We start from the raw sequence: 12,847 nt of genomic DNA, 5'->3' as shown, positions 1-12,847 counted from the left end.
AGTTCCATCCTTATGCCTACAAGAAGAGATTTTGTAAAGACAAGCGCCCTCGCTACGGCTGGCATCGCCGCTACAGGCTTTTCGTTCATGTCGTTCACCCAGCGGGACAAATTTGTGAGCCAGCGCCCCGCCAGCGCCCAGCGCAACTTCACGAGCAAGGCGGTTGAAAAGGTTATCAGGGACGTGAAAAAAGACATAGCCGACCCCGAACTGGCCTGGATGTTCGAGAACTGTCTCCCCAGTACGCTCGACACCACCGTAACCTACCGTGAGAAAAACGGCCGCCCCGATACCTATGTCATCACGGGCGACATCGATGCCATGTGGCTGCGCGACAGCTCGGCCCAGGTATGGCCTTACCTGCCCCTGATGAAAAAGGACAAGGCCCTCCAGCATCTGGTGGCTGGCGTCGTGAACCGACAGACCAGCTATATCCTCCAAGACCCGTATGCCAACGCCTTTTATGACGACCCGAACCGAAAAGGGGAATGGGCCACAGACCTGACGGATATGCAGCCCGGCGTGCATGAGCGAAAATGGGAAATAGACTCGCTTTGCTACCCGATCAGGCTGGGCTACCACTACTGGAAAACCACTGGGGATACCGCTCCTTTCGATGCCGACTGGGACAAAGCCATGCGACTGGTCGTGAAGACCTTTAAGGAGCAGCAACGCAAGGAGGGAAAGGGGCCTTATACCTTTCAGCGCGAAACACCGAAGCAGACAGATACCGTGGCGGGCGCTGGGTACGGCTTTCCGATAAACCCCGTCGGTCTGATCTGTTCCACGTTTCGCCCCTCCGACGATGCCACCATCTACCTGTTTCTGGTGCCCTCCAACTTCTTTGCCGTTACCTCGCTGCGACAACTGGCTGAAATGAGCCAGCAGATAAAAAAGAACAGCGCGTTCGCCAGCGAGTGTACCGCCCTGGCCAACGAAGTGGAGAAAGCCCTGCAGCAATATGCCGTGGCCGAGCACCTGAACTTTGGCAAGGTATACCCCTTCGAGGTGGACGGTTTCGGCAACAAACTGTTTATGGACGATGCCAACATACCAAGCCTGATCTCATTGCCCTACCTGGGTTGCTGCCCCGCTGACGACCCCGTATACCTGAACACCCGCAGGTTTGTACTGAGCGAGAACAACCCCTGGTTCTTCAAGGGCAAGGCAGGGCAGGGCATTGGCGGTCCGCATGTGGGGCCCGAGATGATCTGGCCGATGAGCATCATCATGCAGGCCATGACCAGCCAGTCTGATGAAGAGATAAAGAACTGCCTGCAGATCCTGAAGAACACCCACGCGGGCACAGGCTTTATGCACGAAACGTTCCACAAAGACGACCCGACTAAGTTTACCAGGGAGTGGTTTGCCTGGGCCAATACGTTGTTCGGTGAGTTGATTCTGAAGCTGCATGCCGAACGACCACATATACTCAAAGCCAGAGCATAACAGGAAAGCACATGCCTTAGGCTGCCATACCTGGTTATGGGGTACAGCAGCCACATACCTTTCGATAACAGAACTATAGAAGATGAATAGCAGACGAAAATTCATAAAACTATCCGCCCTGGGAGCGACTATTCTGGGCGGCGGATTTCCTTTTGAGCGCGCCTTTGCTGGTACGCTGGGAGTAGCCAAAACAAACAAGCCTGTGGTGATTTCCACCTGGAACCATGGCATACCTGCCAATGCGGCTGCCTGGGAGATACTATCCCAAAAAGGAAGCGCACTGGATGCCGTAGAGGCAGGTGTGCGCGTGCCAGAGGCAGACCCCGAGGTGCGCACCGTGGGCTACGGCGGCTACCCTGACCGGGAGGGCCACGTAACGCTGGATGCCTGCATTATGGATAAGGACAGCAACTGCGGCGCCGTGGCGTTTTTACAACACATCAAGCACCCGATTTCTGTGGCCCGCAAAGTGATGGAAGATACTCCGCACGTGATGCTGGTTGGAGAGGGCGCTCTGCAGTTTGCGCTCGAAAAGGGCTTTCCGAAAGAGAACCTGCTCACGCCTGCCTCCGAGAAAGACTGGAAAAACTGGCTGCGGGAGTCAAAGTACAAGCCTGTCATCAACATCGAGAACCATGATACCATCGGCATGCTGGCCCTCGATGCCAACGGCGACCTGGCAGGTGCCTGCACCACCAGCGGCGCCGCCTACAAAATGTATGGTCGCGTAGGCGATTCCCCTATCATCGGGGCGGGCCTGTTTGTGGACAATGAAGTGGGGGCTGCTACGGCTACTGGTCTGGGTGAGGCAGTTATCCGCATGGTGGGCAGCCACCTGGTGGTGGAGCTGATGCGGCAGGGCAACTCTCCCGAGAAAGCCTGCCGCCTGGCAGTAGAGCGCATCATCGCCAAGCACAAAGACGTGAAAGACCTACAGGTTGGCTTTATCGCCCTGAACAAAAAAGGCGAATATGGCGGCTACTGCATTCACAAGGGATTTAACTACGCCGTGCAGGATCATGCTGGTGTGAAACTACTGGATGGAAAGAGCAAGTTCTAAAACACCCCTGACACTGGAAATATGCGTGGACTCTGTCGCCTCGGCCCTGGCTGCTGAGACGGGTGGGGCGCAGCGGGTGGAGCTGTGCGACTACCTGGCGGGTGGCGGCACCACACCGAGTGCGGGTATGATCGCGGTGGTGCGCAACAGCATCCGCATCGGGTTGCACGTCCTTATCCGACCCCGCCGCGGTGACTTTCTCTACACGGCAGCCGAATGCGCCGTCATGAAGCACGATATACAGGTCTGCCGGGACCTGGGCGTCGATGGCGTGGTCATCGGTGCCCTGACAAAAGAGGGGAATATTGATCTGGCCCTTACGCAGGAACTGATGGAAGCGGCTGGTGCGATGAACGTTACCTTTCACCGAGCCTTCGATCTGGTGGCAGACCCTTATAAGGCTTTGGATGACTTGCTGCAGCTAAAAGTACAGCGTCTGCTTACGTCTGGGCAGCAGGAGTCCGCATTGCAGGGGGCTAATCTGATAAAAGAGCTAAACAGGCGCGCAGCAGGTAGGCTGAGCGTTATGCCCGGGGGCGGTGTGAGTCCTGCAAACGTGCGGGAGCTGGTGGCCAGAACAGGGGTAAGCGAGGTGCATGCCTCGGTGCGAACGGCTGTGGAAAGCGGCATGGTTTTCCGCAAAGACTACCCGCCCATGTCCAGCAACAGCGTCCTTTCGGAGTTTGAGCAACTGGTGGCCGACGTAGTGCAGGTGCGTGCCATGCGCACAGCATTTGAGGAATAGCCGCCGTGTATTAAATCAAAAAGGCTTAAAGTAGACACTAATTATGATGGTAACGAAGTGCAGACTATGGCTGCTTGTTCTCTTTGCCCTGAGCGGTAATTTTTGCTTTGCCCAGTCAAAAAAGGCAAACCCAGCGCAGGAGGCTGATAAAATGCAATGGTTTGGCGACGCTAAGCTGGGCATCTTCATCCACTGGGGCATCTATGCCGTCAACGGCATTCCCGAGTCCTGGTCCTTTTTCAATAACTACATCAGCCACGAGGACTACATGAAACAGCTCGATGGGTTCACGGCGGCCAACTACCAACCGGCGGCATGGGCGAAGCTGATAAAGGAATCGGGCGCACGGTATGCCGTCATCACCACCAAGCACCATGATGGGGTGGCGCTCTGGGACAGCAAAATGGGCGGCATCAATACCCAAAAACACACGCCTGCCAAACGGGATGTGCTCACACCCTTTGTGGAGGCGCTGCGGAAAGAGAACCTGAAGACGGGCTTCTACTACTCGCTGCCTGATTGGAGCCATGCCGATTACGATGTGTTCACGCGGACCAAAAAACGCTATACGCTGGCCCAGGAGCCGCGCCGCTGGAAGAAGTTCCTCCACTACTACCAGGGGCAGCTGCGCGAACTCTCCAAAACCTACAACCCCGACCTGTACTGGTTCGATGGCGACTGGGAGCACAGTGCCGAGGAATGGGAGTCGGCTAAGGTGCGGGACATGCTGCTGGGGTATAACCAGAATGTGATTCTGAACTCCCGCCTGAACCACTACGGCGACTATGCCACCCCAGAGCAGGGTGTGCCTGTGGTACGGCCGCAGGACCCCTACTGGGAGCTTTGCCTCACCATGAACGACTCTTGGGGCTACTCCCCGCACGACCGTCACTACAAGAGCCCCAACCAGATTATACGCACCTTTGCCGACTGCATTAGCAACGGCGGCAACCTGTTACTCGACATCGGGCCCAAGCCAGACGGCACTATACCCGAGGAACAGGTGGCGATTCTGAAGGAACTGGGCCGCTGGACGGGCAAACATGCAGACGCTATTTACGGGACGGTGGCGGGTATACCTGAGGGGCACTACCATGGTAACTCCACCCTATCCAAAGATCGCAAAACGCTATACCTGTTCGTTGAGCATCAGGGAGCGGAATCGGTGCGGGTGAAGGGGCTCGCCACGCCAGTGAAAGAGGTGAAAGTAGTGGGGACCAATGCAGTTGCCAGCTATGAAAAGCAGGGAAACACCACCTACATGCAGGTGCCTGCCCAAGCCTATGATGCACAGCTGACAGTGCTGGCCCTGTTCTTTGAAGAACCGTTGAAATTAACATTACCAGAACAAACGAAAGTGGAGCTGACGACACTGCAGCAAACAGGTAAGTTGGATAATGTACAGCGAAACCGCACCATTAGCCAACTGGCCGACAACCTGCAGGCGGGGCACAATCCTTTCCAGAATACCTCACTACAGGCAGACGGCACGGATGTGAAGCAGTTGAAGCTGGCCGATGCGGGAGTAGAGCGCTGGGTGCGCAAACATGCTGAGACGCTGTACAAAGCCTCCCCAGGACTGCCTGCCGGGCATTACGAAGGGGCCACTTCCTTGTCAGCGGACAGGCAGACGCTATACCTGTTCGTGGAAGGCAAACCCACAGGGCCTATCGCCATCAAGGGGCTTAAAAATAAACTGCAGCGCATTAGGGTGGTGGGCAACGGCACCTTACTGGGGCACGAGATTTTCAACAAGCAGTACTGGAGCGACATCCCTGGCATTGCCTACATCGATGTGCCGCACGAGCTGCTGGACGATGACCTGACCGTGATCGCCATACTGTTGGATAGGCCTGTGGAGCTCTACCGGGAGGAGATAAAGCCCATCGAGAGTAATTGAATGTACGGAAAGCTCAACTACCTTCTGATTTTTTTTGTGAGCCAAAGCGGCTTCGCATCATTCCGCATTACCCTTATAAAGGAGGAAAAACGGAGAGGTGAGTTTAAAGATGGCAACGCTTTTCGGTAGGTATACTGAAAACAGGCTGTATAACCAATGACATGATAAAATATTGCATAGTGCTTTTTCTGGCCTTTATCGGAGCGGGTTGCGCGCAGATGGCACGTTCATCTATTGAGCAGGAGCAGGGCAGCCATTACATAAGCCAGCCCCTATCATCCGTATCACCTTTCGAAGGCCTGGAGCACCTGTTCACTGAGCCCAGACACTACGTTGCCCATTTCACGGACACGGCTCCAGCCATAGATGGGCACCTGGATGATGAGGTATGGCAACAGGCCGTCTGGACAGACCTCTTTACCGATATAGAGGGCGACACAAAACCAGCGCCGTCTTACCTTACCCGCGTGAAAATGGCCTGGGACAATACCTACCTATACATTGCCGCGGAATTGAAAGACCCGCATGTGTGGGCCACCCTGACCGAACACGACGAGGTGGTTTTCCACGACAACGATTTTGAGGTGTTCATCGACCCTGACAATGACACGCACCAGTACTTTGAGGTGGAGGTGAATGCGTTGAACACGATTTTTGATTTGTTCATGTCCAAGCCTTACCGCAACAACAATGGCGCCCTGATAGCCTGGGACATGCATGGGCTGAAGTCGGCAGTGCAGGTACAGGGTACGCTGAACAACACCACCGATACAGACGAGGGTTGGACCGTGGAAATGGCCATTCCCTTCCGCTCCGTGACCATAGGCAACCACACGAAAGTGCCGCAAGAAGGAACCTTGTGGCGCATCAACTTCTCAAGGGTGCAATGGGATGTGGACGTCGAGGATGGCAGGTATGTTAAGCGCAAAGCCGAAGACGGGAAACCACTGCCAGAGCATAACTGGGTATGGTCGCCGCAGGGAGTGGTCAACATGCACCTGCCAGAGCGGTGGGGCTATTTGTACTTCACACGAAAAGCTGCTGGGAATAGTCCCGTTGCTTTTAGCCTGCCCCATGCCGAGCGGCAGAAGCAGTACCTGTGGCTGGTGTATTACCGTCAAAAAGAATACTTTGGCAAGCATGGCAGGTATAGCCAATCACTCAAAGAGCTGGGCCTGGAGAGCTCTGTCGTGCAGGTAGAGGGGCAGGAAAATCGGATGATGCTGGAGGCGGGCACGCTGCAATTCATGGCGGCCATACAGGGTACCGACGGTCAGGTATGGGGTATCAATGAAAACGGATTTGTACACAAGATAAAGGGTCTCCTATGAAATCGAGAAGAAGCTTTCTGAAAGCTGGGGTAGTGGCCGGTCTGGCGGCCAGTATACCTGCGGCACCTGCCTTTGGGGTTGTGGCAGCAACTGGGACGGCAGCAAAAAAAGAACTCCGCCACTGGGTATGGGTAAGGCCCAACAAAGCAGACAAGGTGTCTGACCTGCAACAGCAGTATGCCCGTTTTTACAAGGCAGGTATCCGGGGCATCTTTTTCGAGGCCGACAGCGAGAAGCACTTTCGGGCAGCCAAAGCCAGCAAACTGGAGGCGCACCGTTGGATGTGGACCATGAACAGGGGTGAGAAAGAGCTCCTGCAAAAGCACTCCGACTGGTATGCCCGCAACCGCAAGGGTGAGTCCTGTGCCGACAAGCCGCCCTATGTCAACTACTACCGCTGGCTATGCCCTTCCCGCGAAGAGGTAAAGCAATACCTGGCCGAGGACGTGCGCAACATTCTCAGCAAAGACTACATCGACGGCATCCACCTGGACTACGTGCGTTTCTGCGACGTGATTCTTCCTGTAAACCTTTGGGACACGTATAAAATCGAGCAAACAAAAGAGTTGCCGGAATATGATTATTGTTACTGCGAGGTATGCCGCGCTAAATTTAAAGCCTGGCGTGGGCAGGCTGTTGAGGAACTGGAGTACCCGGAGGCCAGCCTTTCGTGGCGACTGTTCCGCTACAACGCAGTCAATGCCATTGTGAACCACCTTGCCGAAGTGGCCAAAGAGAAAAAGAAACCCATTACCGCCGCCGTTTTCCCGACGCCCGAGGTGGCCCGCCGCATCGTGCGCCAGGATTGGACTAACTGGAACCTGAATGCCGTATATCCCATGATTTACCACGGATTCTACAAAGAGGACGTCCGCTGGATCGGGGACGCCGTGGCAGAGGGACTGCACTTCTTGAATGGGAAATTCCCGCTCTACGCTGGGCTATACCTGCCTGATTTTAAGGACAACCAAGAGCTGCAGCAGGGCATGGAGTATGCACTTCAGAACGGCGCGGCAGGTATCTCTATCTTCGGGGATGTGAACGAGCAGGTGCTACAGGCCCTGGAGCGGGCCTCGGCGAGAGGATAGCGCCAGTTAAATAAACTAAAGTGATTAAAACAAAAGCCCTGTCCAGGCAATCCGGGGCAGGGCTTTTGTTTATTTTGGGGCTTATACCTTACTCACCAGGTGTTGAGCGGGGCCAGTCTTCTTTAGCGACACCCCAGGTAGGGCTCGGCTGGCGTCCCATCTCAAACACCAGCTTGCCGCCCTGTATCAGGTCTTTGTGTAGGACATACGTTTTAGTATAGGGCTTGCCATTCAGTGTTACCCGCTGGATATACTTGTTCTCCGGGCTGTTGTTAAGGGCCTCTAGCTCCAGCACCTTTCCGTTCGGCAGGGTGAGCGTCGCCTGCTTAACGGCGGGGCTACCGAACACATAGGCACCGTTCACGGGGTTCTGCGGGTAAAAGCCAAGCGTGGAGAAAATGTACCAGGCAGACATCTGGCCCACGTCCTCGTTGCCGATCAATCCGTCTGGTTTATCAGAGTACATGTTCCTAACGATGAAGCGCACCTTTTCGGCTGTTTTCCAGGGCTGGCCCACGTAGGGGTATAGGTAGGTGATATGGTGACTCGGTTCGTTGCCGTGGGCATACTGGCCTATCAGGCCTGTAATGTCGCTGGAGGCCTCTTCGCCCATATCGCCCTCCACTGTGAAGAGGGAGTCCAGTTTCTGCGCAAAAGCCTCTTCGCCACCCAGTAAATTGATTAACCCCTCCACGTCCTGCGGTACCAGCCAGGTATACTGCCAGGCGTTGCCCTCTGAGTAGTCATCTTTGCGGTGCTCAGATCGGAACGGGTCAAACGGGGTGCGCCATTCATTTTGTGAAATTCTGCCGCGCATAAAGTGGGTTTGCGGGTCGAAATAGTTAGCGTAGTACCTACCGCGCTTACTGAAGTAGGCATAGTCCTCCTGTTTGCCCATCTTTTTGGCCACCTGCGCGATGCTCCAGTCGGCGATAGCGTATTCCAGGCCCTTGGCTACGCTCTCTACCTCCTCGTCGGCAGGTATAAAGCCCTGTTTCTTGACCCAGGTAAGCCCGAACTCGTCACCCATGGCGGTGGCTTTCATGGCCTCGTAAGCAAGGGCGTGGTCAAACCCGTCAAAACCTTTCAGGATGGCGTCGGCCACCACCTGCACGCTGCTGTAGCCCACCATGGTGTTGGTTTCGTTGCCCATCAGGTGCCAAACGGGTAGCTTGCCCTGCTGCTGGTAAATGGCCAGCATGGAGTTGATCATGTCATTTACGCGGTCTGCCTGCAGGATGGTGTAGAGCGGGTGGGCGGCCCGGTAGGTGTCCCAGAGCGAAAAAGTGGTCAGGTTGGTGAAATCAGCGTTACGGTATACTTTTTTGTCGGTGCCGCGGTAGTCGCCGTTGTGGTCGTTGAAGATGGACGGGGCAATCAGGGTATGGTACAGCGCAGTGTAGAAGGTGCGGAGCTGCGCCGAATCCAGGGCCTCGATGCGCACCTTTTGCAGTTCTTTGTTCCAGGCGGCATCGGCCTCGGACACCACCCTGTCGAAGTTCCAGTGGGGCAGCTCGGCCTGTATGTTTGCTAGGGCGTTCTCTGTGCTCACTGGCGAGAGACCTACCTTCAGTTTTACCTTCTCGCCCTGCTGGGTTTTAAAGCGCGCTATCCCTTTGATGCGATTGCCTTTAGCGGCTGGCGTCGGCGAGGTGGCAGCCGTGTCGTATACCTGATAACTCTCGAACTTGCCGATTGGCTTGGAGAAGACGGCGGTGAAATAGACGCGCTGGTCGTTTGCCCAACCCTTGGAAAAACGGTACCCTGCCAGTGTGCTGTCGTTGATCTGCTCAATGAACGTTTCGGTGGGCGAATCCCAGCCGATGCCCTCCTTCAGGTCGATGATGATGCCCGCCTCCTCTGATGCCGGAAAGGTATACTGGTGAAAGCCCACACGCTGAGTGGTGGTGAGTTCGGCGGCAATATCATAGCGCTTTAGCCTGACTGCGTAGTAGCCTGGGCGCACCGTCTCCTCGTCATGCGATAATAGCGAATAGTAGCCGCTGTTCGGCTGCTTTACATTGCCTTTCACAAGCTGCACCTGGCCCGTCACGGGCATCACCGCTATGTCGCCCAGGTCGCCGATGCCCGTGCCGCTAAGGTGTGTGTGCGCAAAGCCCACAATGGTGGAGTCAGAGTAGTGGTAGCCCGAGCACCAGTCCCAGCCCTGCGTGATGTTGGTAGGGCCCAGCTGCACCGCCCCAAACGGCACGTTGGCCCCCACGAACACATGGCCGTGATAGCTGCTGCCGATGTAGGGATCTACGTACTTGGTCAGTGAGGCGGTGGAGGAGGGATTGTCCTGCTGGTGGGTGGCTGTGCAGGCTGCAAAGATGCAGGCCAGCACAACGAAAGCGGCTTTTAATCTGGAGAAAGCTTTCAGGTGCATCGGGTTCGTTTTAGGTATAGGGTTGTCAAGGTATAAAGTCGTTCAGGTATAGCATTTCAGTTGCTCTGTCGCTAGCGTATCAACGGCCGGCTGAGCCAGTTGTCGTTACAGGCAGGGTTAGTTTCTCCACGTTCCAGCCTTCCACTGTGATAGCGGGTGATGCCGCGCCTTCCACTGGAGTGTATTCCACTGTAATGCGCTGCTGCTCTCCCGGGGGAACCGAGATATAGTTGTCGCTGTAGAATGCGGGCAGTATACGCTCGTTGGTTTGCGGGTCTATCAGCGAAACGCGGTTGAAGAAAGCAACCGTGTTGGTAGCTGGGTTACTGAGCGTTACCTCCATTTTCCCTTTCTCTATCTGTTTGGCGGTCACATGTACTTTTGCTTTCGCCAGCTCGTTCAGGCCGGTGTAGTTGCCTGCTGCGTTTGGCAGCCAGTAAAAGTTGTTGCTGATTACGTTCTGGTCCAGGTCGAGTAAACGGAGCGACAGGAAAACGCCTTTTTCATTTCCGAGGCGCCTGAGGTTACCTTTTAGCGGGAAGTATTTTTTTGCTGTGGACGGGTTGATCTCCACGATCAGCTGTCCCAGTGAGGTGCTCTTGCCGGCCATGTCGTAGGCGGTAGCGACCAGCATCAGGTCGCGCTTCATCTCAAAGCCGTTATTCACGGCCATCACCATGCTGTCCACCGGGTCGAACATGACATGGAGCGGCTCACCACCATTACGCAAACCGAAGAGGGCAGCATTCGGGTCGAGGTAATAGTCGTACATCTGGCCGCGCATGGAGGTCCAGGGGTTCTGGGTCTTCCAGATGATGGTGCCCGTGTACCAGTCCCACATGTGGGAACTGAAGCCCTCCATCAGCGCCCGGTACTGGTCGTAGTTCACGAGTTGCGCCTTGCGGGTGAAGTCCCTAATATCGGTAGGGGCGCCGTAGGGCAGGATATGTTGCTCGTAGCCCACGCCGGTATAGGTATGGTAGGTCCAAACGGAATCCACTTTTTCAGACGGTTTGTGGTCTTTGCCCAGGTACTGCGGTGCCACCAGGTTCTCTTTGGGTATAAAGCGCTCCAGCGATTCCAGGTCGCCCACGCCTACCGAGCCCACCTCGGAGTTGAACGGCCAGGTGCGGTAGGCCCAGAACTGGCTGATGGGCTGGATGGTATAAGGCCCGTCGCCGTTGCCGCCGATGGTGTTGAACGACATGCTGTCGGCATTGGAGTAGGGGATGAACCAGCGTGTGCCGTCCAGTTCGGGCAGGATGGAGTCCTGCAGGGCGGTGAGGATACCGGCGGGCGGTGTGATCTCGTTGCCGCCGCACCACATGGCCAGCGAGGGGTAGTTCCGGATCATCTTCACCTGGTCTGCGGCAGAGCGTAGAAACAGGCCGTGGTCGTCCGGGTATTTGCGGCGGGTCCACTGGTCGTCTGCTTTCAGGGGGTCCACCCAGCGGCCATTGGCGTCGCCTGTCATCCAGAAGTCCTGTATCACGAGCAGGCCATACCGGTCGCAGGCCTCGTAAAACTCGGGGCGCTCCACCAGGGCGCCGCCCCAGATGCGGATCAGGTTCAGGTTCATGTCGCGGTGGTAACGCACCTCGGCGTCGTAGCGGGCATCTGAGAAGCGGAGCATGGCATCCGAAATGATCCAGTTGCCGCCCTTGATAAAGATGGGCTGCCCGTTCACGTTCACCTGCATGCTGCGGGTGCGCTCGTTCCACACGGTTTGGATCTCACGCACCCCCACTTGCACCGTTTCCTCGTCCGACACGGTTTTGCCGTTTACTAGGAATTGTAAATGGAGTGGGTAGAGGTGCTGCGGGCCGTACATGTTCGGCCACCACAGTTTCGGGTTTTGGAGCACCAGGTCGTCCAGTGCAACTTTTTGTGTGCTATTGGCCGGCAGGCTTACTTTCTTGGAGACGGTCTTTCCATCCAGGGTATAGCGCAGCACACCACGGATTTTTTCGGATGTTGGGTTCTCCAGTTCCGCCGTTACCTTCACGGTGGCGGGTTGCTGTGGCCCATTGGGCTTGCGCTTGCCGGGCACCAGGGTAATGACGTGCGGGTTTTTCAGGTTTACCTGCTTTGTCTTCTCAATGATCACCTTATCCCAGATGCCGGTGTTGCGATCGCGAATCGGCTGTATCCAGTCCCAGCCGGCCACATACTGGTGGGTCACGTTCCGAGCGATGGTGCCGTCGCCACCCTGCCCGCCGTTAGGCTTTCCCACCGGGTCGGGTGGGTATACCAACACGGCCAGGCGGTTGTTGCCGTCTTTAGCCAGGTAGGGGGTAATGTTGTAGGTCTGGCGCAGGAACATCCCATGGTGGGTCTTTTCGTTCAGCTTTCGTCCGTTGAGGTATACGTCGCTGCTGTAGTTGACGCCGCGAAGGTGCAGCCATACCTGCTCCCCTTTCTGCGGGGTGCTCTCTGTAAAGTCCTTTGCAAACCAATAGGTATAGTATTCGCGGCCCGTGGTGTAGATATCAGGTATACGCTCGTTGTTCATCCCATAAAAGGGGTCGGGTATCTGTTTGTTGTGTAGCTGCGTGGTGAGCACGGTGCCCGGCACCACGGCTGGGGCCCATGCTGCGGTGGAGTAGGAGGACGTGGAGATGGCTTCGCCTTTCTCCTTTACCTGGGAGATGGGCGCACTCATCCACCCAGCCTTAAGCTCGTACTGGCTCTGAGCAAGGAGCGCATGGCCGAAGAGCGTGCAGATAAATAAGCTTAAAAAGCGGGAGATGGTAAAAGTTGTCATGCAGTCAGGGTGAGGGTTCTGGACACTTTTGGCTAGTGTAAAAATAGGATATTGCTGCGGAAAGAAAAAGGCAGGCTTCATTTACTTGTAATGAAGCCTGCCTTTCTGGTGCAGGCCGGGA

General features: G+C 55.8%; 8 protein-coding genes. 6 read left to right on the top strand and 2 right to left on the bottom strand.

Annotation, left to right across the window (positions count from 1 at the left end):
* Window positions 1-12 precede the first annotated feature (12 nt).
* The 6 genes from BD749_RS13540 to BD749_RS13515 all read left to right on the top strand — a co-directional run bounded on the left by BD749_RS13540 (window position 13) and on the right by BD749_RS13515 (window position 7,573).
* On the top strand, window positions 13-1,449 hold the full coding sequence (locus tag BD749_RS13540) for a glycoside hydrolase family 125 protein (protein WP_101445169.1): 1,437 nt from the start codon (window positions 13-15) through the stop codon (window positions 1,447-1,449).
* A gap of 82 nt (window positions 1,450-1,531) precedes the next feature.
* On the top strand, window positions 1,532-2,509 hold the full coding sequence (locus tag BD749_RS13535; protein WP_101445166.1) for an isoaspartyl peptidase/L-asparaginase family protein: 978 nt from the start codon (window positions 1,532-1,534) through the stop codon (window positions 2,507-2,509).
* Window positions 2,490-3,254, top strand: coding sequence for a copper homeostasis protein CutC (locus tag BD749_RS13530; RefSeq protein ID WP_218972552.1), 765 nt, complete (start codon window positions 2,490-2,492; stop codon window positions 3,252-3,254). Before BD749_RS13535 ends, BD749_RS13530 begins: the two co-directional genes overlap by 20 nt.
* Before the next feature lie 43 nt (window positions 3,255-3,297).
* Window positions 3,298-5,154 (top strand): alpha-L-fucosidase, encoded by a 1,857-nt coding sequence (locus tag BD749_RS13525; RefSeq protein WP_245869205.1) that lies wholly within the window; start codon window positions 3,298-3,300, stop codon window positions 5,152-5,154.
* Between the two features lie 161 nt (window positions 5,155-5,315).
* Complete coding sequence (locus BD749_RS13520; RefSeq protein ID WP_245869202.1) at window positions 5,316-6,485, top strand: carbohydrate-binding family 9-like protein; 1,170 nt, start codon at window positions 5,316-5,318, stop codon at window positions 6,483-6,485.
* Window positions 6,482-7,573, top strand: coding sequence for a glycoside hydrolase family 10 protein (locus BD749_RS13515; RefSeq protein ID WP_101445164.1), 1,092 nt, complete (start codon window positions 6,482-6,484; stop codon window positions 7,571-7,573). The genes BD749_RS13520 and BD749_RS13515 overlap by 4 nt, the downstream gene beginning before the upstream one ends.
* An 88-nt stretch (window positions 7,574-7,661) precedes the next feature.
* Here the strand turns inward: BD749_RS13515 and BD749_RS13510 are convergent, their stop codons facing one another.
* Window positions 7,662-9,962: a GH92 family glycosyl hydrolase gene (locus BD749_RS13510; protein WP_101445161.1), complete on the bottom strand. Its 2,301-nt coding sequence runs from the start codon at window positions 9,960-9,962 to the stop codon at window positions 7,662-7,664.
* Window positions 9,963-10,041: 79 nt separating this feature from the next.
* Entirely contained in the window at window positions 10,042-12,726 is a 2,685-nt protein-coding gene (locus BD749_RS13505) for a glycoside hydrolase family 2 protein (protein WP_101446610.1), read from the bottom strand.
* Window positions 12,727-12,847 lie beyond the last annotated feature (121 nt).

Origin of the sequence: Pontibacter ramchanderi (assembly GCF_002846395.1) — a bacterium.
GTDB classification, from domain to species: Bacteria; Bacteroidota; Bacteroidia; order Cytophagales; family Hymenobacteraceae; genus Pontibacter; species Pontibacter ramchanderi.
Note: the sequence above shows the minus strand (reverse complement) of the source record. Positions and strands in the feature narration are given on the sequence as shown.